Raw genomic sequence first — 24,127 nt, forward strand, 5'->3', positions numbered from 1 at the left:
TCTTTCGGCAGGATCCCCTCTCGGGAAGCCCATTCTGGGAAGGCAAAGCGTGATCCGTTACGCAAAACCCACCACGGTCGACGACGCCCTCGCTTTGCTGGGCGAAGGGCAATGGCGCATCCTCGCCGGCGGCACCGACTTCTATCCGGCACAGGGCAGCAAGCCTTTCCGCGACAATGTCCTCGATATCAATGGCCTGGTGGCATTGCGCGGCATTGCCGAAGCCGAAAAACATTGGCTCGTCGGCGCGCGCACCACCTGGACCGATCTCGTCCGCCATCCTCTGCCGGCGGCTTTCGACGCGCTGAAGCAGGCGGCGCGGGAAGTCGGCTCGGTGCAGATCCAGAACGTTGCCTCGATTGCCGGCAATCTCTGCAACGCCTCGCCGGCCGCCGACGGCGTGCCGGCACTGCTGGTGCTCGATGCCGAAGTCGAACTGCGTTCCGCTGTGGCGACCCGGCATCTGCCCCTTGCAGAATTCATCCTCGGCAACCGTCGCACCGCACTGCAGCCCGGCGAAATGGTCACGGCAATCCGCATTCCCAAACCCGCGACCGCCGGCAGCTCCGCCTTCGTGAAACTCGGCGCGCGGCGTTATCTCGTCATCTCCATCGCCATGGCCGCCGCACGCCTGGCCGTCGAAGATGGTATGGTCAGGAACGCGGCCGTCGCCGTCGGTTCCTGCTCGGTTGTCGCCAGGCGCCTGGCGGGTGTCGAGGCGGCGCTACGCGGCCGGCCCGTCGGCCACGCGCTGGCCACTGCGATCCAATCCGCACCGATGGACGAGCTGTCGCCGATCGGCGACGTGCGCGGCAGCGCCGAATATCGGCTGGACGCTGCGCGCGAGATCGTCGCCCGCGCCGTGCTTGGTGCGATGGGCGCTGTTCCCGACGAAAGGGCGGCGGCCTGATGGGCATGGAGCGCGCCGACATCGCCTTCGAAGTCAACGGCGCCGCCGTCAGCGTTTGTGTGCCGCCGGTGCGGCGGCTGTCCGCGGTGCTGCGTGACGAGTTGCGGCTGACCGGCACCAAGATCGGCTGTGATGCCGGCGATTGCGGCGCCTGCACGGTGCTGGTCGACGGCGAGCCGGTCTGCGCCTGCCTGATGCCCGCGGCTTCCGCCTCAGGCACCGTGGTGACGACCGTCGAAGGCCTCGCCAATGGCCGGCTGTCGGGGCTGCAGGCCTCGTTTCTCAGGCATGGCGCAGCGCAATGCGGCGCCTGCACGCCCGGCCTGCTGGTCGCCGCAACGGCACTCCTGGACAGGACGCCTTGCCCGAGCGAGGCCGAAACGCATGATGCGCTGGGCGGCGTGCTCTGCCGCTGTACCGGCTACCGCAAGATCGTCGCCGCGGTGATGGATGCTTGGCGCCACGCCGACGGCCTCGATCAGCACATGCCATCCTCTGGCCATGCCGTCGGCTCCTCCCCGATCCGCCTCGATGGCCTGCCGAAAGTCACCGGCGACGAAAAATTCGGCGGTGATTCTTTCCCGGCCGACGCATTGTCGGTGCTGGTGGTCCGCTCGCCGCATTATCATGCCGCTTTCACTTTTGGCGATCTCGGCAGCTGGGTGAAATCCCGTCCTGGCATTGCCGGCGTCTTCACCGCCGCCGACATTCCGGGAAAGAATTGTTTCGGCGTCATCGCGCCCTTCGCCGACCAGCCGGCGCTGGCCGAAGGGGTTTCGCGCTTTCGCGGTGAGGCGGTGGCGCTGGTTGCCGGCGAACGAGAGGCTATCCTCGATCTCGACCTTGCCGATTTTCCTGTCAGTTGGACCGAGTTGCCGCATTTTCTGGAAACTGGCGAAGCGCAGGCCGGCGGTGCGCAACTGGTCCATGAAAACCGGCCCTCGAACCTGCTCACCTCCGGCTTCGTCGAGCGTGGCGACCCGGAAGCCGCGCTTGCCGGTGCGGCTATCGTCGTTTCCGGCGCCATCGACACCTCCTATGTCGAGCACGCCTATATCGAACCGGAAGCCGGCTATGCCTTCATGGACGGCGACACGCTGGTGGTCGTCGCCTGCACGCAGGCGCCCTATATGGACCGCGACGACACGGCAAAAGTGCTCGGCCTTGCCCCGGAAAAGGTGCGCATCGTGCCGACCGCCACCGGCGGCGGCTTCGGCTCCAAACTCGACGTCTCGCTGCAACCGCTCATCGGCCTCGTCGCCATGAAAACCGGCCGGCCGGCGGCGCTCGCCTACAGCCGCACCGAATCGATGATCTCGACCACCAAACGCCATCCGGCTCTGATGAGAGCGAGCATCGGCGCCGATGCCGACGGCCGCGTCACCGGCATGGTCTTCGCCGGCGATTTCAACACCGGCGCCTATGCCAGCTGGGGGCCGACGGTCGCCAACCGCGTGCCGGTGCACGCCTCCGGCCCCTATGCGACGCCGAACTATCGTGCCGAAGGCCGCGCCATCCACACCAATGGCCCGATTGCCGGCGCCTTTCGCGGTTTCGGCGTGCCGCAGGCGACGATCATGCAGGAGACCCTCTATGACGACCTGGCCGACAAGCTCGGCATGGATCGGCTCGACTTTCGCCTGAAGAACTGCCTTCGGAACGGATCCGAAACAGTCACCGGGCAGCGGCTCGAGTCGGGCGTCGGCATCGCCGACTGCCTCGAGGCCCTCCGTTCACATTGGCAGCGTGCCCTAACTGACGCCGACGCGTTCAACGCCCGTAGCAGCAGCGAAAGAAAACGCGGCGTCGGCGTCGCCTCTTGCTGGTACGGCTGCGGCAACACCTCGCTGCCCAATCCGTCGACCATCAAGGTCGGCATCTCGGCATCGGGCGAAGTCGTCCTGCATCAGGGTGCGGTCGATATCGGGCAAGGCTCGAACACTGTCATCGCGCAGATCTGCGCCGATGCGTTGGGTCTTCCGCTCGAAAAATTCATGCTGAAAGGCGCCGACACGGCGATCACCTCCGACGCCGGCAAGACCTCGGCCTCGCGCCAGACCTTCGTCACCGGCAAGGCCGCCGAAAAGGCCGGCCGCGCCTTGCGCGAGGAGATCTTGCGTTTCGCCAATGTCTCGGAAAAGGCGGCGATTGCGCTGGACGGCACAAGCCTGAGCATCAGGGAAGGCGAAGCGACCCGCCGCGTCGATCTTTCCTCGCTGAAGGCAGACCCCGAAGGCTTTGTCTTTCGCGCCGAGGAAAGCTACGACCCGCCGACGCTGCCGCTCGATGCCAAGGGCCAGGGCAAGCCTTATGCCGTCTATGGCTATGGCGCGCAGATCGCCGAACTGGAGGTCGACCTCAGGCTCGGCACCGTGAAGCTTATGAAAATCACCGCCGCTCACGATGTCGGCAAGGCCATCAACCCTTTACTGGCAGAGGGCCAGATCGAGGGTGGCATCGCCCAGGGCATCGGCATGGCGCTGATGGAGGAATTCATCCCCGGGCGCACCGAAAACCTGCACGACTATCTGATCCCGACGATCGGCGACGTGCCACCGATCGAGACCATCCTGATAGAAGTTCCGGATCCGGAAGGACCCTTCGGCGCCAAGGGTTTGGGCGAGCATGTGCTGATCCCGACGGCGCCGGCGATCCTCAACGCCATCCGCCACGCCACCGGTGTGCTGGTCACCAAAATTCCGGCGACGCCGACCCGCATCCGCGCCGCCATCCTCGACAAGGAGGCGCGCCGATGAGCGAGCTTGCCGAACGCTTCGAGACCCACGATCCCGGCGAGAAGCTGGTGGCCGAGAAGATCCGCTGCGATGCCTGTCCAGTCATGTGCTACATCGCCGATGGCCGCACCGGCGCCTGCGACCGCTACGGCAATGTTGGCGGCAGGATCGTGCGGATGGATCCACTGACCATCCTCGACCACGCGGCCGAGACCGGCGCCGCAATCGTACCCTTTGCCGAAGAAGGCGAGGCATGGGACGGCGAACTGGTCAACACCGGCCGCCGCTTCGTCACCGCCATCGGCGCCGGCACCACCTATCCCGATTACAAGCCGGCGCCCTTCATCGTCAGCCAGGAGGTCGAGGGCGTCGATCTGGTCACCGTCGTCACCGAGGGCATCTTCTCGTATTGCGGCGTCAAGGTGAAGATCGACACCGACCGTCATATCGGCCCCGAAACGGCTACGGTCCGTGCCCAAGGCGAGGCGATCGGCCATGTCACGACCGGCGAATACGGCTCGCAGATGCTGTCGCTGGGCGGCGTACATCATCTGACCGGCGGCTCGAAGGCTGAAGGGCGCGCCACCTGCGACGCCATGCTCGCCCTGTGCAACCGCAAACCGGTTGAACTCGTCATCGACGGCGGCGCCACCGTCATCGTCGAAGCCGGCAAGCCGCCGGTCATCGACGGCAAGCTCGAGCAGCGCATGCGCGTCGGCTGCGGTTCGGCTACCATAGGCATGTTCGCGACCCAATGGCGCGGCCTTGTCGACGAGGTGGTGGTGGTCGATGACCACATCACCGGCGTCGTCTCCGAGCATCAGGCCGGCAAGGTGCTTGGCTGGCAGGATACCGGCATCAAGATCATCGGCCGCCGTTCGACGCCGGGCCGTTATTTCAAGGTGTCGGAGCCCGGCCTCGGCTGGGGCGGCACCAGCATTTCCGACCCGCTGTCGATCCTTGGTGAATGGAACGCCAAAAAGGGTGCGCGCCCCGGCATGTCGCTGCTGATGGTCTCGACCACCGGTGAGCAATTCGCCTATTACGAGCTCGACGACGAATTGAAGCCGGTCCAGAAACCGTTCCCGGAGCGGCTGCGGAAGTCGGTCGAACTGATCGAGGACAATTGCGAGCCGGCGCTCTGCACCGTGCTTTTCGTCGGCGGCGCCGGCGGCTCGCTGCGCGCCGGCGTCACCGAGAACCCGGTCAATCTGACCCGCTCGGTGCAGGGCTTGACGACCTACGTGACGGTCGGCGGCGCGCCGGTCTATGTCTGGCCGGGCGGCGGCATCACGCTGATGGTCGACGTCACCCGCGTCCCGGAAGGCGCCTTCGGCTATGTGCCGACGCCGGCGCTGGTGGCGCCGATCGAGTTCACCATGCGCCGCGACGATTATGTCAGGCTTGGCGGCTACGAAGGCGAAATCCGCAGCGTCGACGACATCCTGGCCAAGGGCGGCGAATATCTCAATCCGCGCCGCGGCACGGCCGCACCCCGTGACAATCCCTGGCCGCCGCTGGCGCAGTTGCGTCGCGCGACCGCAAACGGGGCCGGGCGATGAACGGCCCGCAGGCGCATTGGCTCGAGGACGGCCGGAGGCTTCACCTCAATCATGGGCCGATCGATCTGATCGTCGAGGCATTCGGCGAGGCGAGTGAATGCAGCGCCGCATATCGCCAGGCAGTGGCGCGCTTCCAGACAATCCTGGTTGAACTGGTCGAAGAGTTGCCCGAACTGCGGCGCCCGGCCGCCTCGCGGCCACGTGCTTTCGCTGGCCCGACGGCGCGCCGCATGGAAGTGGCGGTCGTTCCGCTAGCGAAACAATTCATCACGCCGATGGCGGCCGTCGCCGGCTCGGTAGCCGACGAAGTGCTTGGCGCGCTGCTTGCCGGCCGCCGGCTCGAGCGCGCCTATGTCAATAATGGCGGCGACAGCGCGATCTATCTCGGCCACGGGCAGTCGATGATGCTTGCCATTGCCGGGACAGGTCATGGGTTGGCAGATCGTCTCACGATCCGCCCCGAAGACGGGATCCGCGGTGTCGCGACAAGCGGCTGGCGCGGCCGCTCCTTTTCGCTGGGCATCGCCGACGCGGTCACGGTGCTGGCGCCAACGGGTGCTGAAGCCGATGCCGCCGCGACCTTGATCGCCAACGCCGTCGACCTGCCCGGTCATCCGGCCGTTAGGCGCGTACGGGCGCGCGATCTCGCACCTGACAGCGACCTCGGCGACCGTTTGGTGACGCAGGGCGTGGGGCTGCTTTCCGCCGCTGAAATCGCTATCGCGCTGGAAGGCGGATTTGCCGTTGCCGAGGAGTTTCGGCGGCGCGGCCTGATTGCCGCCGCGGCACTTTTCCTCGGCGGTCAGGCGCGCATCGCAGGTCCGATGGCGCTCGCCAATAAAGTTTTAGAGAGGGAAATTGCTCATGCCTGAGTTTCCGATCCGCAAGATCGCCGTGCTGACCGAAGAGATTTTTCACGAAGGCGGGCCGGTGGCGAAGGTGCCGCGGCGCCGCGCGGCGGCCATGGCTGTGGTCAAGAACCCGTTCGCCGGCCATTACGTCGAGGAACTGCAGAGCGCCATGGAGGATTTGAAGCCGCTCGGGCTGCTGCTCTCCGACAGGCTTGTTGCCGCATTGGGCGGCGACGTCAAACAGATCGACGGTTACGGCAAGGGCGCCATCGTCGGCATGGCGGGCGAGCTGGAGCATGGCGCGCTGTGGCATGTGCCGGGCGGCTATGCCATGCGCGAACGGCTCGGCGACGCCAAGGCGATCGTGCCCTCGGCAAAGAAGGTCGGCGGCTTCGGCGCGCGGCTCGATGTGCCGCTCGGCCACATCAACGCCGCCTATGTGCGCAGCCATTTCGATGCCATGGAAATCGGCATCAGCGATGGCCCCCGTCCCGACGAGATCCTGTTTTGCCTCGCCATGACCTGCGGCCCGCGCGTGCACGACCGCATGGGTGGGCTGGCGGCCAAGGAAATTAAGGCATGGGATGGGCTGCGGTGAGCGCCGAGGACAATCGGCTCAAGCTGGTCGAGGCCGAGGAGCCTGACGAAAACGACTATCGCTTGCAGGAGCAGGTCGGCTTCATCCTGCGCAAGGCGCATCAGCGCCATGTCTCGATCTTCGCCGCACACATCGCCGATCTGACGCCGCCGCAATTTGCCGCTTTGGCCAAATTGCGCGACGTCGGCGAGACCTCGCAGAACCAGCTTGGCAGCCTGATCGCCATGGATGCGGCGACCGTGAAGGGCGTCATCGACCGGCTGAGAGCGCGTGGCTTTGTCGAACTTAGCAAACACGAAGTCGACAAACGGCGCCTGCTGGTCAATCTGACCGCCGAGGGGCGCGACGCGATCGAGCGGCTGATCCCGCTTGCCCGTGAGATTACGCAGGAAACGCTGGCGCCGCTTTCTGCCAAGGAAGCGGCCATTTTCATGAAGCTGCTGGCCAGGCTGGCTTAATCTGCTGCCTGCCGGCGCTTGGTTGTTGTTCCTGCCGGGCGCTGAACGCCCGGCAGGAAAGCCTCGTCTCAGAGGCCGTTGTCCTTCAGGATCTGGGCGGCATTTTCCTTGGTGATCTTCTCCGTCGGCAGGGTGATGGTCTTTTCCACTTTCTCCCCGTTCAGGAACTTGATCGCCTGCCGCAGCCCTTCGGCGCCCGGCGTCACATAAGTGAACGTCGCCGTCAGCTCGCCATTGGCGACCAGCTGCACGCCTTCATTGGGCAGGCCGTCGATGCCGATGAACTTGATGTCCTTCTCACGTCCGACGTCCTTGGCGGCAAGATAGGCGCCATAGGCCATCGGATCATTGTGGCCGTAGACAAGATCGATTTTCTCGTTGTTGCGCAACGCCGTCGCCATGATGTTGTAGGCCTGGTCCTGCTTCCAGTCGCCCGACTGCTGGTCGAGCAGGTATTTTATGCCCGGCTCCTTGTCGGTGAATTCATGGAAGCCGTCATGGCGGTCGTGTGCCGGCTGGGTGCCCATGCCGCCCCAGATCTCGACGACGTTGCCGACGGCCTTGCCCTTGCCGCCAAGCAGCTCGACGGCATATTCACCGGCAGCTCGGCCGATCAGCTTGTTGTCGCCGCCGACGAACTGCGTGTAGTCGTTGGTTTCGACGTTGCGGTCGAGCACGAAGACCGGGATCTTGGCATCGATCGCCTGCTGCACGACACCGGTCAGGCCAGCGGATTCTTTCGGTGATACCAAGAGCGCATCGACCTCCTGACGGATAAGGTTTTCGACATCGGCGACCTGCTTCTCGGTCTTGTCCTCGCCGTCGGTGATGATCAGCTCGACTTCCGGATGCTTGGCCGCTTCGGCCAGGATGTCCTTGTTGAACTGGGCGCGCCAGGGTTCGATGGTCGTCACCTGCGAGAAGCCGATCTTCCACTTCTTGTCCTGCGCATGGGCGCCGCCGGCAAGCATGGCGGTCGTGGTCAGGAGTGCCGCTGTCAGCCCGGCGAGCTTCAACAATTCACGTCGTTTCATTTCTTGTTTCCTCCAATATTCAGAGACGCGGTCTCTTGCGACGGCCGCTTTGCCGCGGCCGTTTCCTTGTGCGCTTGCCCGCCGGGCAGTCGCAAATAGAAGAGAAGATCACCGGCATTGCGCTCCTGTACGAGCACGGTACCGATGATGATCATCCCCTTCAGCACCAGCTGAAGGTTCGAATTGATGTTGTGCAGCTGCAGGATGTTGGAGAGCAGCCCGAAGATCAGCACGCCGCAGAACGTCCCGGTGAGGCTGCCGCGTCCGCCCATCAGGCTGGTGCCGCCGATGACCACGGCGGCGATCGCGTCGAGCTCCAGCCCGGCGCCGGCATCAGGCTTGCCTTGCCGGTATTGCGCGACATAGAGCACCGCCGCGATGCCGGCCAGCAGCCCTGACACGGCATAGGTGGCAATCTTGACGCGGCCGGCGGCGATGCCCGACAGCCGCGCCGCCTCCTCATTGCCGCCGATCGCATAGACATAGCGGCCAAACGGCGTGAAGCGCAGCACGGCGCCGTAGATCAGGATAGCGCCGAGGAAGAACAGACCCGGCATCGGGATCACGCCGAACACCAGCGAGCGCAGCATTTCGAAATCGGCCGTGGCGTTCGAGCCGGTATAGACCGGCAGCACCGCATTGTTCTGGCCGGCGGTCAACCGGGCGATGCCGAGCGCCGTGACCATCATCGCCAGCGTGACGATGAAGGGCTGCAGCCGCCCGGCGACGATGATGAAGCCGTTGAGCGCACCGAACAGCAGGCCGACGCAAGGCGCCACCAGCAACACGCCGAGCACGCCGAATTTTGAGCCCACCTGCGGCAGCAGGAACCACAGCACCAGACTGCACAGGATCACCCCGACAATGCCGGGCGTCACCAGCCCGCGAACGCTGTCCAACCTGATGTCGTGCATGGCCTGCGCGCCGGCGCGGGATTTTTCGATGTTCAGCAGGATGAAACGAGTGACGAGAATGCCGAGGCAAAGGGCTGCCAGGGCAACTGTCGGCACCCCCAGCACCACCGCCGGCGTCACGCCGGGGACCGTCAGCAGCATGGCACAGACGACCGTGCAGATAGCCATCAGCGAGCCGACGGAAAGGTCGATACCGCCGGTGATGATCACCGCAGTCATGCCGGTGGCAATCAGCCCGGTGGTCGACACCTGGCGCAGCACATCGAGCAGGTTGCCGTAGGACAGGAAGATGTTGTTGCCCTTGGAGCTGATCGGCGAGCCGAGCACGCCGATCAGGAAGATGGCGATCAGGCCCCAATAGAGCTTCGTCCGGGACAGGATATGCAAAATGCTCATGCGGCAGGCCTCGTCATCGTCCGTCGCGGCGCCGCAAGCCGCATGATGGCCTCCTCGCTGGCTTGCGCGCGGGACAGGATTCCCGTCTGGCGGCCGTCGGCCATGACCAGGATACGGTCGGAAAGATGCAGCAGCTCCGGCAATTCCGAGCTGATGACGGCGATCGCCAGCCCGTCTCGCGCCAGCTTGAAGATGAGATCGTAGATTTCCCGCTTGGCACCGACATCGATGCCGCGTGTCGGCTCGTCGAGCAGCAGCACCCGCGGCCTCGTCGCCAGCCATTTGCCGATGACGACCTTCTGCTGGTTGCCGCCGGACAGCGTGCCGGCCGGCTGCTCGACAGTCTCGCAGCGAATGCCGAGCGCCTTGACGGCGTCCCGTGCCAGCCCTTGCTCACCGGCCAGCGAGCGCACGCCGAACCGCGCCAGCGCGCCGACCAGCGGCAGCGCGACATTGTCGGTGATTGAGGCCTCGAGATGCAGGCCCTGCGTCTTGCGGTCTTCCGTGACCAGGGCGATGCCGAGCCGGCGCGCATCGCGCGGCGAACGGATTTCTACTGCCTCGCCATCGAGCCTGATCTCACCGCCGGCACGTCCGCCGCTGGACCCGAAGATGGTTTCCAGGATTTCGGTACGGCCCGAGCCCAGCAGCCCGCCGATACCGAGGATTTCTCCTGCGGCAAGATCGAAGCTGACGCCATCGAGCACGGTGCGCCAACCATTGCGATTGGGCTTCGACAGCGACAGCTCGCTTACGGACAGGACCGTGTTGCCACCGGGGATGCGGTGCTCCTGGGAGGAAGCAAGCAGGTTTCGCCCGACCATCGCCGAAATTATGGCGTCTTCGTCGAGCTTGTCCATCGCCCGCGTCAGGACGTGGCGTCCATCGCGAAACACGGTGACGCGGCTGGCCAGATGCATGACCTCGTCGATGCGGTGCGAAATGTAGACGATCGCCACGCCGCTGTCGGCGAGCTGGCGGATGATGCGGAACAGCCGCTGGCATTCGGCCGGCGAAAGCGCCGAGGTCGGCTCGTCCATGATCAGAATGCGCGCCGACATCGACAGCGCCTTGGCGATCTCGACCAGCTGCTGTTCGCCGACGCGCAAGGCACCGACCCGCGCATCCGGGTCGAGCTCGATGCCGAGCCTTTGCAAGAGCGCGCCGGCAGCGCGGCTGCTCGCCTTGCGGTCGACGATCAGCCCGGCGATCAGCTTCTCGCGGCCGAGAAAAATGTTGTCGGCGACGCTGAGTTCGGGGACGAGGTTCAGCTCCTGGTGGATGATGGCGATGCCGGCGCGCTCGGCCTCGCGGACGCCGGTAAAGCGCACCGGGTGGCCATCGATACTGACCGTTCCGATATAATCCGTGTAGACGCCGGACAGGATCTTCATCAGCGTCGACTTGCCGGCGCCGTTCTCGCCCATCAACGCATGGACTTCGCCGCGCCGCAGCTCGAAGCCGACATCGACGAGTGCTGCGATGCCGCCGAAGGATTTGGAGATGTGCTCGGCCCTCAGCACGATAGCCGAGCCGTCCGCCGTAGCGCCTTGCGCAGGGATGGAATTGCCGTGCTGCATGACAAGGACGGCCTCCCTCCGTCGTCACCGAACACCTCAAACGCTAATCTAAACGTTTCGATCATGTCAAGGCAATATCTGGAGCCTGAGATTGTTCCATTTCAATTCTTGCGCAAAATCATAAGATTCCGTACGTATTGCTACCGTGGAGTGGTGAAACGTTTCGAAAATGACAGCGTCAGGACGAAAAAAGCAGCGCAAATTCACTGCCCCGACTATGCTTCATGTGGCCGAGGCCGCGCGTGTTTCCGTGGCCACCGTATCGGCGCTGATCAATGGCACCGCGACCGTCAGCCCCGAGCTCAGCCAGCGCATCGAACAGGCGATCCGCGACATCGGCTACAAGCGCAACGCCATTGCCCGCAGCCTGAAGATGGGCACCACACGCACCATCGGGCTCACCGTCCCACACATCACCAATCCGTTCTTTACCGACGTGGTTTCGGTCATCCAGCAGGCTTTCGACAGGGCCGGCTACGCCGTCATGCTGTGCTGCACCGACGAGCACCTGAACACGCAGGACGACCAGATCAGGCTGCTGCTCGACCGCATGGTCGACGGACTGATCGTCGCGCGTGTCGGTGACGGCGCGATCCTCAAACGGATTGTCGACGACGCCAATGTGCCGGTCGTGCTGCTCGACCGTGTTTGCCAGGGTGTCGACACCGATGCCGTCGTTCTCGACAATCAGCGCGCGGTGTTCGACGCCATCACTTATCTGATCGATCTCGGCCATCGGCGCATCGGCTACATCTCCGGCTCGTTCGATATCTCGCCGATGCATGACCGCATGGCGGGATACCGCGACGCCCTCCAGGCCGCCGGCCTGCCGGCCGAACCCGAGCTCGTCCGCTTCGGCAATTTCCACGAAGTCGATGGCTACAACGCCACCATGCAGCTGCTTTCGCTGCACGACCGGCCGAGCGCCATCTTTTCGGCCAACAACCCGATGGTGATCGGCACCATGAAGGCCATTCGCGATATCGGCCTGTCCTGTCCGGAGGATATTTCCGTCGCTTGCTTCGACGATTTTCCGTGGTCGGATGTGTTCCGGCCGCAATTGACCACGGTCGCACAGCCCGTGCAGGCGATCGGCGAACAGGCGGCCAATCTGCTGCTCGACCGGCTCGCCGGAAACAGGGATGCGCCGCCGCGCAAGCTGACGCTCAAGGGACGCTTGATGATCCGCAATTCATGCCGTCCGCTAGGTGCGACTGCGCAGAGCGTCAGCGCGTAGCGCGTGGGCTCTGTTCAGAAACTTTGCAATGCCGGACGGACAGCGCTCCTTCTGTCCTGCCGACCCCGGGTCTGCGCAGCCACTACGGGGGTTCGTCGTTCAAAAACCGAGCAATTGAAGGACGCGGCGCCGATCGGGCCAAGTGGCCAACAATCAGCCAGCCGACAGTCAGGAAAATCTTGGCAATCGAAGCATGTCGGATTAGGAATATGACGAGATGCGACAGATCGTTCACACGGGCGCCGGCTTGAGTCATGCGCGTGAAATCGATCCTAATCGGGCTGGTACTTGCTGGGATGGCCGCATTCTCCGGCTGCACCACCGGCGGAGCGTTACAGACCTTTCCCCAGGCCTATGGCGGCCTCACCGACGCCGGTTTTCGCGTTCCGCCGGTTCCGATCTACAAGGTTGACCAAAAGTTCCATCGGCAGACAGTGCCTTATGCGACTGAAGAGGCGCCGGGCACCATCATTGTCGATACAGGAGCGAAGTTCCTCTACTACGTGTTGGGAGACGGTCAGGCGCTGCGCTACGGAATCGGCGTCGGCAAGGCGGGCTTCGAGTGGCATGGCACTGCTCACGTTGCGAGGAAGCGCGAATGGCCGGATTGGAGCGCGCCGTCTGCGATGATCGTGCGCGAGCAGAAGCGAGGCCGCATCATACCGGCCCATATGGAGGGCGGACTCATGAACCCGCTCGGGGCGCGGGCGCTCTATCTCTTTAACGAGGAAGGTGACACTGGATATCGCCTGCACGGTAGCCCTGAATGGTGGTCCATCGGCAAAGCTGTGTCGGCGGGCTGCATTCGCCTCATGAACCAAGACATCATCGATCTCTATGACCGCGCCACAATCGGCACCAAGGTGATCGTCATTTAGTGGACGCCGCGTTTCCCGCTAACGGACGAGCATGACAGATCGAAAACCTTCGCGCAAAACGCGCGAAATGTTCGCTATGTCTTCGCACACCTGTTCGCGATGTTCCCTGCCTAAGGCCGGCCTTGCCCGCAACAGTGGCAAGTGGCGAACCAACTCTCAGGCAGCTTCCGATAGCGATTTGTGAGCGTCGGCCAGGATCTCGAACGAGCGCACCCGCGCCGCATGGTCGAAAATCTGCGCTGTGACCATCAGCTCGTCGGCCCCTGTGCGGCGCACAAACGCCTCGATGCCTTGCCTGACCGTTTCCGGGGAGCCGACGACGGCGCAGGAAAGCGCTTGGCCGAGCATGGTCTTGGCCATTGGATCGAGGTCGCGCTCATATCCTTCGACCGGCGGCGGCAATCGGCCGGGCCGGCCGGTGCGCAGATTGACGAAGGCCTGCTGCAGCGAGGTGAACAACAGCCGCGCCTCGGCATCGGAAGGAGCGGCGAAGACGTTGAGGCCGAGCATCACATAAGGCTTGTCGAGCTGCTCCGAAGGCTGGAAACGCGAGCGGTAGATCTCCAGAGCATGGTCGAGCTCGGCCGGTGCAAAATGCGAAGCGAAGGCGTAGGGCAGGCCGAGCATGGCGGCAAGCTGCGCGCCGTAGAGGCTGGAACCGAGAATCCAGATCGGCACCTTTTCGCCTTCGCCGGGCACCGCGCGGATGCGTTGGCCGTCTTCGGCCGGCTGCAAGTAACCCATCAGCTCGACGACGTCCTGCGGGAAATTGTCGGCGCCAGCGTCGAGGTTACGGCGCAGCGCCCGTGCCGTGGCCATGTCGGTGCCGGGCGCCCGGCCGAGGCCGAGATCGATGCGGCCAGGATGTAGAGCGTTAAGCGTACCGAACTGCTCGGCGATGACCAGCGGCGAATGATTGGGCAGCATGATGCCGCCGGCGCCGACGCGTATCGTATTGGTGCCGCCGGCCACATGGGCAATGACCACCGAGGTGGCGGCGCTGGCGATGCCCGGCATATTGTGGTGCTCTGCCAGCCAATAGCGCCGGTAATCCAGCCGCTCGGCATGACGGGCGAGATCGAGCGAATTGGCGAGTGACTGTGAAGCGTTGCTGCCTTCGACGATCGGCGACAGGTCGAGAACGGAAAGAACGGTCATCGGCGCGGGTTTCCTGTGGGCCGAAGGGATGTAGGAAGCCGTTGCCGAGGCGGCAAATTCAAAATGTTGATGGAGCGCTGAGGGCACAACGGACGTGCTACCGATGCAAGGTCGTGATCTGCACCATCGGGGGGAAGCTTTTTGACCCTTTAAGCCGCTACTTTTTCACCTCGGGAATCTCTTCGTCCTCGATCGCCGCCGTATGCTGCGCCGCCAGGAAATTGCCGACATGGCTGAGACCGTCGAAATGATCGCAGAACACCTTGATGACGACCAGCAGCGGCACCGCCAGCAGCGCGCCGACAAAACCCCATAGCCACGACCAGAAGGCGATGGCGATGAGGATCGCCACTGCGTTGATTTCGAGACGGCGGCCGACCACCGTCGGCGTCACGAACTGGCCTTCGACGATGTAGCATAGAACGACGAAGGCCGGCGCCAGCAGCGCGTAGGAAATCGTGTCGAAGCTTATCAGCGCAATGATCGTGACCAGCGTGATGGTGATTAACGCTCCGATATAGGGCAGGAAATTGAGCAGAGCCGCTGCCGCGCCCCAGACCTGCGCGTTTGGCACGCCGAGTGCCCACAGGCCGAGCCCGATGACCACGCCGAGACATGTATTGATGATCGTGACGGTAAGCAGATAGTGCGAGATTTCACGTTCGACGTCGTAGACGACACGCAGTGCCCGCTTCTTTTCGCTGAGACTGGGGAAGGATTGGACGATCTTTTCATAGAACATCGTGCCGGAGGCGAGCAGGAACAGCGACAGGACGAAGACGATGGTGACGCTGGTGCCGGCCGACAGTACATTGCCGGCGGCCTGCGAGAGAATACCGGATGGCGCCATCGCCACCCTCTGAACGCCCGGCTCCTGGGATGTCTGCGTCAGTCCCTCTATCTGACGCGAAACCTCCACGATCCTTTCGAACGGACGGCGCAGTTGTGCCAGACGTTCGGTAAGCTGCTGGCCGATCGTCGAGGTGTTGTTGATGAGATCGATGACCGGGCCGCTGAGCAGATATCCCGCGACGGCGACGAGGCAGAACGAAAGCAGCACCAGCAGTGTCGCTGAAATGACATCGGGCATGCCATGCTTGCGCAGGAAGCGAACGATCGGCGTCAGCGTCAGCGCCAGCAGGAAAGCCAGAATGACCGGCATGAAGAAGGCGCGGGCGAAGTAAAGCGCGTAGATCGCCATGAGGATGAAGATGCCGACGAGCAGCGAACGCATCAGATGCGCATCCGCCCGCGCCTCGACGCGCGGATCCGGGCTTTCGGCAGCGCTTGCGCCCGAAGCGTCGGGTTCGGCTTTCATTCTGACCCTCGGCGGCACACCGCGATTGGTGCAGACCGTTGGCGAAAACGCCTCTGTCGCTTCAAGGTTCCGTTAGCCGGCGTCACCGGCCAGGCCGCCTCGCGGCCTTGCCGGTGAATCAGGTGACTGGGAATCAGGCAACCGGCGCCGCCACGGCGGGAACGGCCTTCGCAGTTTCCCGGCGCACGATCGGCGCCACTTTGGTGCCGTAGAGTTCGATGGCCTTCATCACCTTGGCGTGCGGCATGGTGCCGATCGCCATTTGCAGCAGGAAGCGGTCGTTGCCGAATATCCTGTGCTGGGCAACGATCTTCTCGGCCACCTGTTCTGGATTGCCGACGAACAGCGCGCCGTTTGGGCCGCGCGATTGGTCGAAATGCGCCCGCGATGTCGGCCCCCAGCCGCGCTCGCGGCCGATGCGGTTCATCACCTCGGCCTGCGGCCCGTAAAAATCGTCGGCTGCCTGGTCCGTGCTGTCGGCAATGAAGCCGTGCACGTTGAGACTGGTGGCAAGGCTTGCCGGATCGTTGCCGGCGCGCCTGGCTGCATCCCTGTAGATGTCGAACAGCGGTGCGAACCGCGCCGGCTCGCCACCGATGATCGCCAGTGCCAGCGGCAACCCGAGCACGCCCGCGCGGGCGACGGATTGCGGTGTTCCACCGACGGCGATCCAGATCGGCAATTTGTCCTGCAAGGGCCGCGGATAGACGCCGCGGTCGTTGATCGGCGCGCGCAGACTGCCCGACCAGGTCACCTTGACATGATCGCGGATGGCGAGCAGCAGGTCGAGCTTTTCGGCGAAGAGCTCGTCATAATCTTCGAGATTGTAGCCGAACAGCGGAAAGGACTCGATGAACGAGCCGCGCCCGGCCATGATCTCGGCACGGCCGCCGGACAGAAGATCGAGGGTGGCAAACTGCTGGAAGACGCGCACCGGATCGTCGGACGACAGCACGGTGACAGCGCTGGTCAGCCTTATGCGCTTGGTCCGTTCGGCCGCCACCGCCAGCGCCACCGCCGGAGCCGAGGCAGCATAGTCGGGACGGTGGTGCTCGCCGAGACCAAAGACGTCCAGCCCGACCTGGTCGGCGAGCTCGATCTCCTCGATCAGGTTGCGCAACCGCTCATGCGCACCGATCGCACCGGGACCTGGTTCCGGGCTGACGTCGGCGAAGGTGTAGAGACCGAGTTCCATAGTGTGTCATCTCAGCGTTTTGTCTTGGCGCTAGACGTAGCGATCAGTCCGCCGCCCCGCCAGATGCCTGGATGGTGAACAGTGCGGGTGCCTTTCAGCCGAATTTAATCGAAATGGCGTCTCCCGGCTGCAACAGATCAGAATTTCATGGCTGGCATACCGTTTTGGCGCTTGAACTCTCGGTTTTCGCGCGTATGTAAGCCTCGCAAATTGACTTCAGGGAAGTGGACTTGGCTATCTATAGGGAAAAAGACGTTTTCGAGCGGCGCAATGCCGCAAACGAGGCAAAGAAGGCGCTTCTGGAGCGCTTCAAGGCAAAGCCGGCGGCAGATGATCCAGCGGTGCTGGCACGACAGGCCGAGCGCAAGGCGATCCTCGAGGCCCGCGCGATACGCGAGGCCGAAAAGGCTAGGCTGAAGCAGGAAAAGCTGGCGCGCGAAGCGGCCGAAAAGGCCGAGCGCGAGGCAGCTGCCGAAGCGGCACGCATCGCCGCGGAAGAAGCCGCACAGGCCGAAGCGAAGATCCGGGAAGCTGAAGAGAACGAGCGCATCGCCCGTTTTCTTGCCGACGAGGCCGAACGCAAGGCCAAGCGTGACGCACGCTATGCCGCGCGCAAGCAGCGCACCGGCAGGACGCCGCCCGGCTTCTCCGCGCGATAGCGCCTTCCGGCACTGATCAGCCGAATTCAAGAATCAGGGCCGCCTTGCAGCGGCCCCGAACGCGTTCGTCTGTCAGAATCGGCTAAGCCGCGAGCTTCAGTCCCATGATGCCGCAGACGATTAGCGCGATGCAGGCCAGCCTGATCGCCGTCGCTGGCTCGCCGAGCAGCCATATCCCCAACAGCGCCGTGCCGATGCCGGTCCACACCGCGTAAGCGGTGCCGACCCGCAACGCCTTCAGCGCCAGGCCGAGCAAGGTCAGGCTGACGATCATCGAGGCAACCGTCAGGACGGTTGGCAGCGGCTTCGAGAATCCGTCGGTGTATTTGAGGCCGATCGCCCAGCCGATCTCGAACAGGCCGGCGAGGAACAGGAAAACCGACGACATCGGAACGCTCCGTTTCGATGGCTTTCGGCCGATTTCTTGAAAAGCGCAAAAATTACCTTCGCCGCATCCAAGGGGATGCGCGTGAGCTTAATGAACAATCATACCGGCCGCGTTTGCGGCCGGTCGAAATAAGCCGGTAGCTGCGGCTCTACTTGTCCTTCAGCTTCATCGCCTTCACCGGCGGTGCCTTCAGGGCCGGCGCCGGAGCCGGTTTCTTCGCGTCCTTCTTCGGCTTGCGGGCCTCCTTGCCTGCCTTCATCGCACCCTTAGCCATGATTCGTTCCTCCAGTTGATATCTGGCGAAGTGAAACAAGAGAAAACGTTCGACTGCAAGAGGCCGCTGCCGTGCAGTCGCCTGGCCGATGGGCTGTCAACCGGTTTCTAATTCCCTCGTAAACCGCAGCGGTCCGTGCCATGGTCTTCTTCGCACTGCAGCATCAGCCCTCGCGTTTCGCCAGCTGATGATCAGGCAGGCCGGTCAGGACGACAATGCGGATCCACATCGGTTGCCAGATGAGCTTCGACTTCCCGCAGGAAACACCGCTGATCGCGATGCTAAATGTCCATTATTCGCGCGCATCCGATCTTGAGCGGCCGGACTTCCTGACGTCGAACCCGCCGGTGCCGATCGAGAGCTACCGCGACAGTTTCGGCAATTGGTGCAACCGTTTCGTTGCGCCGGCCGGGCGCTTTGCGTTCGGCACGGACGCGGTGATCCGCGACCCCGGCTCCTTCGAGACGCGCGAGCTGACGGCGTGGCAGCACGAGGTGCGCGATCTGCCGTCGGAGACGCTGCTGTTCCTGCTGCCCAGCCGCTATTGCGAGAGCGACGTGCTGTCGAATGAAGCGTGGCGGCTGTTCGGCAGCACCCCGCTCGGCATTCCGCGCGTCCAGGCGGTCTGCGACTTCGTCCATAACCACATCGTCTTCAACTATTTCAATGCGCGGCCGACGCGCACCGCCGCCGAGGCCTATCGCGAGCAGAGTGGTGTATGCCGGGACTTTGCTCACCTCGCTGTTGCCTTCTGCCGCGCCCTGAACATTCCGACCCGCTACTGCACCGGCTATATCAGTGATATCGGCCTGCCAAAGCCGTGGTCGGACATGGATTTCGCCGCCTGGATGGAAGTCTATCTCGGCGGCCGCTGGCACGCGTTCGACCCGCGCAACAACGCGCCGCGCATCGGCCGCATCCTGATTGCCTCCGGACGCGATGCCGCCGATGTGCCGCTGACCCACATTTTCGGGCCGGGCGCGCTGGCTGGCTTCAAGGTCTGGACGGACGAGGTCGTCGAATAGCCCCGCGCCGCCCTTTTGAACAACTGACCTTGTGAACAACTGGGCACTTCGGGCGTTGTGGGGACTGTGGAGCGTGGGCGGGCGCTCCGCCAATCTCGGTGCATCACCCAAGGCAGCACACCATGGCGGCGCATGGCGGGTCGAAAAAAGTGATCTATGCGGCGCTCGCCGGAAATCTTGCGATCGCACTGACCAAATTCGCCGCTGCCTTGTTCACGGGCAGCTCGGCAATGCTCTCGGAAGGCGTCCACTCGCTCGTCGATACCGGCAATGGCAGCCTGCTGCTTTACGGCATGCACCGTGCCGCGCGCCCGGCCGACCGCACGCATCCGCTCGGCCATGGCCGCGAGCTGTACTTCTGGAGCTTCATCGTTGCGCTCCTCGTCTTTGCACTGGGCGCCGGCATATCGTTCTACGAAGGCGTGACGCACATCATGACGCCGGAGCCGATTGCCAACGCCAAGGTGAACTACGCTGTCCTTGGCCTTTCCTTTCTCTTCGAAGGCACCTCTTGGCTGGTGGCGCTGAAGGAGTTCCGCCACCAAAAAGGCAGCCACGGCTGGCTTGAGGCGGTGCAGCTCAGCAAAGACCCGAGTGTCTACACCGTGCTGTTCGAAGACAGCGCGGCACTTCTCGGCCTCGTTGTCGCCTTCGCCGGGATATCGGCGGCGGAACTGCTGGACATGCCGAAGCTCGACGGCGCCGCATCGATCGGCATCGCGCTGATCCTGGGCGGGACCGCGATCTTCCTGGCGCGCGAAAGCAAAAGCCTGCTGCTCGGCGAGCCGGCTTCGCCCGAGGTGCAAACAGAGGTGCTGGCCATCGTCCAGCAGGACCCGGCGGTGCAGCGGGCGAATGGCGCGCTGACGCTGCATATGGGTCCGCAGGAGATCGTCGCCGCTTTGAGCATCGAGTTCGAGGATCATTTGTCGGCGCCGGAGATAGAGACCTGTGTCGAGCGCCTGGAGACGCGGCTGAAGGCGGAGATGCCGGAGGTGACGCGGCTCTTCGTCAAACCGCAGACCACCGGCACCTGGGAACGCCGGAGCAAGGCCTTGGCGGCGTCCGGAGGGGAACCAGCCTGAGGAAAATGGCTGCGCCATCGGGCAGTCCCGGTTATGATTGCGGGCAAAAGCTCCAGGAGGAACGAAGATGAAAATCGACGGCGGGTGTCATTGCGGCGCCATTACTTACGAGGCCGAGATCGATCCGGAAAAGACCACCATTTGTCACTGCATCGATTGTCAGAAGCTAACCGGAACGGCCTTTCGCGTCACCGTGCCGGCGTCCGAGGACAATTACAGGATCACCAAGGGCACGCCGAAGATCTACATCAAGACCGGTTCGAGCGGCGCCAAGCGCGCCCAGGCATTTTGCGGTGAGTGCGGCTCGCATCTCTACGCCACTTCGGCGGGTGAGGGACCGAAGGTTTACGGTATCAGGGTCGGCACGGCACGGCAGCGCGAGCAACTGGTGCCGAGAAAGCAGATCTGGCACCGCTCGGCGCTGCATTGGCTGCCGGAATTCGAAGGCACAACCATCATCGAGGAGCAGTAGCGCCAGACCGGGGCGAAGCCTCCGGTTCCGGCGCAGCTCTCAATCGTCGCCTTCGACGACCCTTAGCCTCAACTGCCCGGTTTTCGAATCGGCGACGCGCGGGCTGCTTTCCGCTTTTGCTCCGCTGCCATTCGAACCGGGGGTGTCCTCCGCCGGCTGCACGCCAAACTCCAGCGCCTCGATCTTCTGTCCGCGCCTGGTCACCTTCGATGTCGAGACCAGGATGTCCTCGATGTCCTTGGCCGATTGGCCGAAATGCGTCTGCAATTTGCGCACCCGCTCGTCTAGCCGGGAGACGTCTTCCATCAGCCGGATAACCTCGCCCTGGATCAGGTGTGCCTGCTCGCGCATGCGGGCATCCTTGAGGATCGCCTGGATGACCTGGATCGACAGCATCAAAAGCGATGGCGAGACGATGACGATCCGTGAGCGATGCGCCTTCTGGACAACGGCCTCGAAATTCTCGTGGATTTCGGCGAACACCGATTCCGAAGGCACGAACATGAAGGCGGTGTCCTGCGTCTCGCCCTGGATCAGGTATTTTTCGGAAATATCGCGGACATGCACCTCGATGTCGCGGCGGAAAGCCTGTGCGGCGGTCTTCTGCAGTTCGGCGCCTTCGGCGGCCCGGATGGCATTCCAGGCCTCGAGCGGAAACTTTGCATCGATGGCAAGCGACGGTGCGCCGTTCGGCATCTTCACCAGGCAGTCGGGCCGGCTGCCATTCGACAAGGTCGCCTGGAATTCATAGGCGCCGTGCGGCAATCCGTCGGCGACGATGGCTTCCATACGCGACTGGCCGAAGGCGCCGCGCGTCTGCTTGTTGGAAAGGATCGCCTGCAATTGCACGACCTGGCCGGCCAGCGACTGGATGTTGCCTTGCGCGATATCGATGACCGCCAGCCGTTCCTGCAGCTTGGCGAGGCTCTCATGCGTCGATCTCGTCTGCTCGGTCATGGTCTGGCCCAGGCGGCCGGTCATGGCATCGAGACGCTGGCCGATCGACTGTGTCAGTTCCGCCTGGCGCGCCCCGAACACTTCGGCGATGGCGCCCATGCGGCCCTGCATTTCCGCCTGGCTTGCCAAGATGCCGGCCATCCGCACCTCGGCGTCGCGGGCGTGGTCGGCGGCTTCGGCGGCCGCCACTGCACGCGCCTTGGCCGATCGCCAGAGCGCAACGACGAGCGCCACGAACAGTCCAAGGAACAGCATTGCGCCGAAACCCAGGGCATGGCCGAGCGTGATCGTGGTGGCGCCTAGGCGGGCGACAGGTTCGGACAGGATGGTGGCCAGATCGTTCATGTCGACAGCATAGATGATTCGGTCTGCCAGCACAGATCAAAACGTGAACGACCCGAAGGCGCCCCGGTTGACGCTTTTCCTGCGAGGTCTTAGGTGAGACGCCATGTCGATCAAGCCGCTTATCATCCTTCCCGATCCCGTCCTGCGTCAGGTTTCAAAACCGGTCGAGCGTGTCGACGGGGATTTGCGCAAACTGGCCGGCGACATGCTGGACACCATGTATGACGCGCCCGGCATCGGCCTCGCAGCGATCCAGGTCGGCGAACCCTTGCGCATGCTGGTGATCGACCTGGCCAAAGAGGACGAGACGCCGGCACCGCACGTCTTCATCAATCCCGAAATCCTCGAAAGCTCCGACCAGCGTTCGGTCTACGAGGAAGGCTGCCTGTCGATCCCGGATTACTATGCCGAGGTCGAGCGTCCGGCGGCGGTGCGGGTGAAGTTTCTCGACCGCGACGGCAAGCTGCAGGAGATCGAGGCCGAGGGGCTGATGGCGACCTGCCTGCAGCATGAAATCGACCACCTCAACGGCGTGCTGTTCATCGATTACATCTCCAAGCTGAAGCGTGACATGGTGGTCAAGAAATTCAAGAAGCTCGCCAGGGACAAGGCGCCGGGCAAGATGGTGGGGTAGGCGTCGACGAATGCCCCTGCGTGTCATCTTCATGGGTACGCCCGAATTCTCCGTGCCGACGCTGCGGGCGATTGCCGGGGCCGGGCACGAGTTGGCAGCCGTCTACACGCAGCCGCCGCGCGCCGGCGGCCGGCGCGGGCTCGAACTGACGCCGTCGCCGGTGCAGCGCGAGGCGGAGCGGCTTGGCATCGAGGTGCGGTCGCCGGTGTCGCTGAAGGGCGAGGCGGAGCAGGAAGCGTTCCGCGCCTTAGGTGCCGACGTCGCCGTGGTCGTCGCCTACGGGCTGCTCCTCCCCAAACCCATTCTCGAGGCGCCGCGGCTCGGTTGCCTCAACGGCCACGCATCGCTGCTGCCGCGCTGGCGCGGCGCTGCCCCTATCCAGCGCGCCATCATGGCCGGCGATACCGAAACGGGCATGATGGTGATGCGGATGGAGGAAGGCCTCGACACCGGCCCTGTGGCAATGGTTGAAAAATGTCCCATTGGACCCGACATGACGGCCGGCGATCTGCACGATCGGCTGATGGTCTTGGGTGCTTCGCTGATAGTGCAAGCGCTCGAACGGCTGGAGCGGAATACGCTGACATTTACCACACAGGCGGAGGTGGGGGTGACCTACGCCAAGAAAATCGATAAATCGGAGACTCGCATAGACTGGCTGCGACCTGCCGGCGACGTGCACAACCAGATTCGCGGCCTGTCGCCCTTTCCCGGTGCATGGTGCGAGGCCGAAATCGGCGGCCGCGTGGAACGGCTGAAACTGCTTCGCTCGACGCTCTCGCAAGGCGCCGGCGAACCGGGAGGAATTCTCGATGACCGGCTGACAGTCGCCTGCGGGTCAGGCGCGATCAGGCCGGTCGAAGTTCAACGTGCGGGCGCAAGGCCCATTGCCGCGCAGGAGTTTCTGCGCGGCGCCAAGCTCGAAAAAGGAATGAAATTGTCATGAGCATGATGTCCATACGCGCGGCGACGCCGCGGGACCGCGAGGCGATCCGCCTTGTCGAAGAACACGCATTCGGCCAGCAGACGGAGGCCGGACTGGTCGACGCGCTGGTCACCGGCGGTGATGCCGTCGTCGAACTGGTGGCGGACGAAGACGGGCAAGTGGTCGGCCATATCCTGTTTTCACGGCTTTTCGTGCAGAATGGCGGCAAGAGCTTCCCGGCGGTGGCTTTGGCTCCTTTGGCGGTCGAGCCGTCGTTCCACGGCACCGGCATCGGCGGTGCGCTGGTCCGCGAGGCGCATATCCGCCTGAAGGCTGCTGGCGAGACGCTCGCCGTGGTGCTCGGCGATCCCGCTTACTATGGACGTTTCGGTTACAGCCGCGCCCGTGCAGCGAAGTTCGAGAGCGAGTACCAAAGCGAAGCCCTGCAGGCGCTTGCCTGGGACGAGGCGCCGGAGACCGGCAGGCTGGTCTACGCCTCGGCCTTCGGCTCAGCCCTCGCCGCCTGATTTCGCCTCGAT

General features: G+C 63.9%; 24 protein-coding genes. 15 read left to right on the top strand and 9 right to left on the bottom strand.

Annotation, left to right across the window (positions count from 1 at the left end):
• Nucleotides 1-49: 49 nt before the first annotated feature.
• Genes NKH28_RS00140 through NKH28_RS00165 form a run of 6 tightly spaced genes read left to right on the top strand, consistent with a single transcriptional unit; the run spans nt 50 to nt 7,114 of the window.
• On the top strand, nt 50-910 hold the full coding sequence (locus NKH28_RS00140) for an FAD binding domain-containing protein (RefSeq protein WP_352977456.1): 861 nt from the start codon (nt 50-52) through the stop codon (nt 908-910).
• A complete protein-coding gene (locus NKH28_RS00145) occupies nt 910-3,666 on the top strand; it encodes a molybdopterin-dependent oxidoreductase (RefSeq protein ID WP_352977458.1) in 2,757 nt (918 codons plus the stop codon). The genes NKH28_RS00140 and NKH28_RS00145 overlap by 1 nt, the downstream gene beginning before the upstream one ends.
• Complete coding sequence (locus NKH28_RS00150; protein WP_352769453.1) at nt 3,663-5,207, top strand: 6-hydroxynicotinate reductase; 1,545 nt, start codon at nt 3,663-3,665, stop codon at nt 5,205-5,207. Before NKH28_RS00145 ends, NKH28_RS00150 begins: the two co-directional genes overlap by 4 nt.
• Nucleotides 5,204-6,079 carry a UPF0280 family protein gene (locus NKH28_RS00155; protein ID WP_352977460.1) on the top strand — a complete coding sequence of 292 codons (876 nt, stop codon included), beginning with the start codon at nt 5,204-5,206 and terminating at the stop codon, nt 6,077-6,079. The genes NKH28_RS00150 and NKH28_RS00155 overlap by 4 nt, the downstream gene beginning before the upstream one ends.
• A complete protein-coding gene (locus tag NKH28_RS00160) occupies nt 6,072-6,656 on the top strand; it encodes an amino acid synthesis family protein (RefSeq protein WP_352506039.1) in 585 nt (194 codons plus the stop codon). The genes NKH28_RS00155 and NKH28_RS00160 overlap by 8 nt, the downstream gene beginning before the upstream one ends.
• Nucleotides 6,653-7,114 carry a MarR family winged helix-turn-helix transcriptional regulator gene (locus NKH28_RS00165; RefSeq protein WP_352977760.1) on the top strand — a complete coding sequence of 154 codons (462 nt, stop codon included), beginning with the start codon at nt 6,653-6,655 and terminating at the stop codon, nt 7,112-7,114. The genes NKH28_RS00160 and NKH28_RS00165 overlap by 4 nt, the downstream gene beginning before the upstream one ends.
• 68 nt (nt 7,115-7,182) lie before the next feature.
• Here the strand turns inward: NKH28_RS00165 and NKH28_RS00170 are convergent, their stop codons facing one another.
• Genes NKH28_RS00170 through NKH28_RS00180 form a run of 3 tightly spaced genes read right to left on the bottom strand, consistent with a single transcriptional unit; the run spans nt 7,183 to nt 11,038 of the window.
• A complete protein-coding gene (locus NKH28_RS00170; RefSeq protein ID WP_352615043.1) occupies nt 7,183-8,148 on the bottom strand; it encodes a substrate-binding domain-containing protein in 966 nt (321 codons plus the stop codon).
• Entirely contained in the window at nt 8,145-9,458 is a 1,314-nt protein-coding gene (locus tag NKH28_RS00175; RefSeq protein WP_352977462.1) for an ABC transporter permease, read from the bottom strand. Before NKH28_RS00175 ends, NKH28_RS00170 begins: the two co-directional genes overlap by 4 nt.
• Complete coding sequence (locus NKH28_RS00180; RefSeq protein ID WP_352977465.1) at nt 9,455-11,038, bottom strand: sugar ABC transporter ATP-binding protein; 1,584 nt, start codon at nt 11,036-11,038, stop codon at nt 9,455-9,457. Before NKH28_RS00180 ends, NKH28_RS00175 begins: the two co-directional genes overlap by 4 nt.
• Before the next feature lie 217 nt (nt 11,039-11,255).
• Between NKH28_RS00180 and NKH28_RS00185 the strand changes: the two genes are divergently transcribed.
• Entirely contained in the window at nt 11,256-12,275 is a 1,020-nt protein-coding gene (locus NKH28_RS00185) for a LacI family DNA-binding transcriptional regulator (RefSeq protein ID WP_352977467.1), read from the top strand.
• A gap of 254 nt (nt 12,276-12,529) precedes the next feature.
• The gene (locus NKH28_RS00190; RefSeq protein ID WP_352977469.1) at nt 12,530-13,153 is read left to right on the top strand and encodes a L,D-transpeptidase; all 624 of its coding nucleotides are present in this window, start codon (nt 12,530-12,532) and stop codon (nt 13,151-13,153) included.
• A 156-nt stretch (nt 13,154-13,309) separates the two neighbouring features.
• Here NKH28_RS00190 and NKH28_RS00195 read toward each other — a convergent pair whose 3' ends face one another.
• The 3 genes from NKH28_RS00195 to NKH28_RS00205 all read right to left on the bottom strand — a co-directional run bounded on the left by NKH28_RS00195 (nt 13,310) and on the right by NKH28_RS00205 (nt 16,824).
• Nucleotides 13,310-14,311 (bottom strand): LLM class flavin-dependent oxidoreductase, encoded by a 1,002-nt coding sequence (locus NKH28_RS00195; RefSeq protein WP_352977471.1) that lies wholly within the window; start codon nt 14,309-14,311, stop codon nt 13,310-13,312.
• Nucleotides 14,312-14,468: 157 nt separating this feature from the next.
• Nucleotides 14,469-15,629 carry an AI-2E family transporter gene (locus tag NKH28_RS00200; RefSeq protein WP_352977473.1) on the bottom strand — a complete coding sequence of 387 codons (1,161 nt, stop codon included), beginning with the start codon at nt 15,627-15,629 and terminating at the stop codon, nt 14,469-14,471.
• Between the two features lie 133 nt (nt 15,630-15,762).
• Nucleotides 15,763-16,824 carry an LLM class flavin-dependent oxidoreductase gene (locus tag NKH28_RS00205; protein WP_352977475.1) on the bottom strand — a complete coding sequence of 354 codons (1,062 nt, stop codon included), beginning with the start codon at nt 16,822-16,824 and terminating at the stop codon, nt 15,763-15,765.
• A gap of 230 nt (nt 16,825-17,054) precedes the next feature.
• Here NKH28_RS00205 and NKH28_RS00210 point away from each other — a divergent pair, with 230 nt between their 5' ends.
• Entirely contained in the window at nt 17,055-17,483 is a 429-nt protein-coding gene (locus tag NKH28_RS00210) for a DUF6481 family protein (RefSeq protein ID WP_023718183.1), read from the top strand.
• An 82-nt stretch (nt 17,484-17,565) separates the two neighbouring features.
• Here the strand turns inward: NKH28_RS00210 and NKH28_RS00215 are convergent, their stop codons facing one another.
• Both NKH28_RS00215 and NKH28_RS00220 read right to left on the bottom strand, forming a co-directional pair.
• Nucleotides 17,566-17,871 (bottom strand): DMT family transporter, encoded by a 306-nt coding sequence (locus NKH28_RS00215; RefSeq protein WP_352977477.1) that lies wholly within the window; start codon nt 17,869-17,871, stop codon nt 17,566-17,568.
• Between the two features lie 148 nt (nt 17,872-18,019).
• Nucleotides 18,020-18,145, bottom strand: a complete 126-nt coding sequence (locus NKH28_RS00220; RefSeq protein WP_013528464.1) for a hypothetical protein — start codon at nt 18,143-18,145, stop codon at nt 18,020-18,022.
• 215 nt (nt 18,146-18,360) lie between these two features.
• Here NKH28_RS00220 and NKH28_RS00225 point away from each other — a divergent pair, with 215 nt between their 5' ends.
• The 3 genes from NKH28_RS00225 to NKH28_RS00235 all read left to right on the top strand — a co-directional run bounded on the left by NKH28_RS00225 (nt 18,361) and on the right by NKH28_RS00235 (nt 20,727).
• On the top strand, nt 18,361-19,170 hold the full coding sequence (locus NKH28_RS00225) for a transglutaminase-like domain-containing protein (protein ID WP_352501143.1): 810 nt from the start codon (nt 18,361-18,363) through the stop codon (nt 19,168-19,170).
• Nucleotides 19,171-19,292: 122 nt separating this feature from the next.
• A complete protein-coding gene (locus NKH28_RS00230) occupies nt 19,293-20,255 on the top strand; it encodes a cation diffusion facilitator family transporter (protein ID WP_352977479.1) in 963 nt (320 codons plus the stop codon).
• A 67-nt stretch (nt 20,256-20,322) separates the two neighbouring features.
• Complete coding sequence (locus NKH28_RS00235) at nt 20,323-20,727, top strand: GFA family protein (protein ID WP_352769472.1); 405 nt, start codon at nt 20,323-20,325, stop codon at nt 20,725-20,727.
• 39 nt (nt 20,728-20,766) lie between these two features.
• On the opposite strand, the gene NKH28_RS00240 is transcribed toward NKH28_RS00235, so the two are convergent.
• Nucleotides 20,767-22,029, bottom strand: coding sequence for a DNA recombination protein RmuC (locus NKH28_RS00240; RefSeq protein WP_352769475.1), 1,263 nt, complete (start codon nt 22,027-22,029; stop codon nt 20,767-20,769).
• A 103-nt stretch (nt 22,030-22,132) separates the two neighbouring features.
• Here NKH28_RS00240 and def point away from each other — a divergent pair, with 103 nt between their 5' ends.
• From def to NKH28_RS00255, 3 genes are read left to right on the top strand one after another with little or no spacing between them, the layout of a single operon-like run.
• Nucleotides 22,133-22,663 (top strand): peptide deformylase, encoded by a 531-nt coding sequence (gene def / locus NKH28_RS00245; protein ID WP_352539945.1) that lies wholly within the window; start codon nt 22,133-22,135, stop codon nt 22,661-22,663.
• A 16-nt stretch (nt 22,664-22,679) separates the two neighbouring features.
• Nucleotides 22,680-23,609, top strand: a complete 930-nt coding sequence (gene fmt, locus NKH28_RS00250; protein ID WP_352814130.1) for a methionyl-tRNA formyltransferase — start codon at nt 22,680-22,682, stop codon at nt 23,607-23,609.
• Nucleotides 23,606-24,115: a GNAT family N-acetyltransferase gene (locus NKH28_RS00255; RefSeq protein WP_352919951.1), complete on the top strand. Its 510-nt coding sequence runs from the start codon at nt 23,606-23,608 to the stop codon at nt 24,113-24,115. Before fmt ends, NKH28_RS00255 begins: the two co-directional genes overlap by 4 nt.
• Nucleotides 24,116-24,127 lie beyond the last annotated feature (12 nt).

This window comes from Mesorhizobium sp. M1227, from assembly GCF_040318315.1.
In the GTDB taxonomy this organism is placed as follows: Bacteria; Pseudomonadota; Alphaproteobacteria; order Rhizobiales; family Rhizobiaceae; genus Mesorhizobium.

Excerpts from the sequence above, each read along its gene's own strand:
- NKH28_RS00205 (WP_352977475.1), bottom strand. The coding sequence starts at position 16,824 with ATGGAACTCGGTCTCTACACCTTCGCCGACGTCAGCCCGGAACCAGGT.
- NKH28_RS00240 (WP_352769475.1), bottom strand. The coding sequence starts at position 22,029 with ATGAACGATCTGGCCACCATCCTGTCCGAACCTGTCGCCCGCCTAGGC.
- def (WP_352539945.1), top strand. The coding sequence starts at position 22,133 with ATGTCGATCAAGCCGCTTATCATCCTTCCCGATCCCGTCCTGCGTCAG.
- NKH28_RS00145 (WP_352977458.1), top strand. The coding sequence starts at position 910 with ATGGGCATGGAGCGCGCCGACATCGCCTTCGAAGTCAACGGCGCCGCC.
- NKH28_RS00180 (WP_352977465.1), bottom strand. The coding sequence starts at position 11,038 with ATGCAGCACGGCAATTCCATCCCTGCGCAAGGCGCTACGGCGGACGGC.
- NKH28_RS00255 (WP_352919951.1), top strand. The coding sequence starts at position 23,606 with ATGAGCATGATGTCCATACGCGCGGCGACGCCGCGGGACCGCGAGGCG.
- NKH28_RS00190 (WP_352977469.1), top strand. The coding sequence starts at position 12,530 with ATGCGCGTGAAATCGATCCTAATCGGGCTGGTACTTGCTGGGATGGCC.
- NKH28_RS00155 (WP_352977460.1), top strand. The coding sequence starts at position 5,204 with ATGAACGGCCCGCAGGCGCATTGGCTCGAGGACGGCCGGAGGCTTCAC.
- NKH28_RS00235 (WP_352769472.1), top strand. The coding sequence starts at position 20,323 with ATGAAAATCGACGGCGGGTGTCATTGCGGCGCCATTACTTACGAGGCC.
- NKH28_RS00175 (WP_352977462.1), bottom strand. The coding sequence starts at position 9,458 with ATGAGCATTTTGCATATCCTGTCCCGGACGAAGCTCTATTGGGGCCTG.
- NKH28_RS00185 (WP_352977467.1), top strand. The coding sequence starts at position 11,256 with ATGCTTCATGTGGCCGAGGCCGCGCGTGTTTCCGTGGCCACCGTATCG.
- NKH28_RS00170 (WP_352615043.1), bottom strand. The coding sequence starts at position 8,148 with ATGAAACGACGTGAATTGTTGAAGCTCGCCGGGCTGACAGCGGCACTC.
- NKH28_RS00200 (WP_352977473.1), bottom strand. The coding sequence starts at position 15,629 with ATGAAAGCCGAACCCGACGCTTCGGGCGCAAGCGCTGCCGAAAGCCCG.
- NKH28_RS00160 (WP_352506039.1), top strand. The coding sequence starts at position 6,072 with ATGCCTGAGTTTCCGATCCGCAAGATCGCCGTGCTGACCGAAGAGATT.
- NKH28_RS00225 (WP_352501143.1), top strand. The coding sequence starts at position 18,361 with ATGCGGATCCACATCGGTTGCCAGATGAGCTTCGACTTCCCGCAGGAA.
- NKH28_RS00230 (WP_352977479.1), top strand. The coding sequence starts at position 19,293 with ATGGCGGCGCATGGCGGGTCGAAAAAAGTGATCTATGCGGCGCTCGCC.
- NKH28_RS00195 (WP_352977471.1), bottom strand. The coding sequence starts at position 14,311 with ATGACCGTTCTTTCCGTTCTCGACCTGTCGCCGATCGTCGAAGGCAGC.
- NKH28_RS00150 (WP_352769453.1), top strand. The coding sequence starts at position 3,663 with ATGAGCGAGCTTGCCGAACGCTTCGAGACCCACGATCCCGGCGAGAAG.
- NKH28_RS00220 (WP_013528464.1), bottom strand. The coding sequence starts at position 18,145 with ATGGCTAAGGGTGCGATGAAGGCAGGCAAGGAGGCCCGCAAGCCGAAG.
- NKH28_RS00215 (WP_352977477.1), bottom strand. The coding sequence starts at position 17,871 with ATGTCGTCGGTTTTCCTGTTCCTCGCCGGCCTGTTCGAGATCGGCTGG.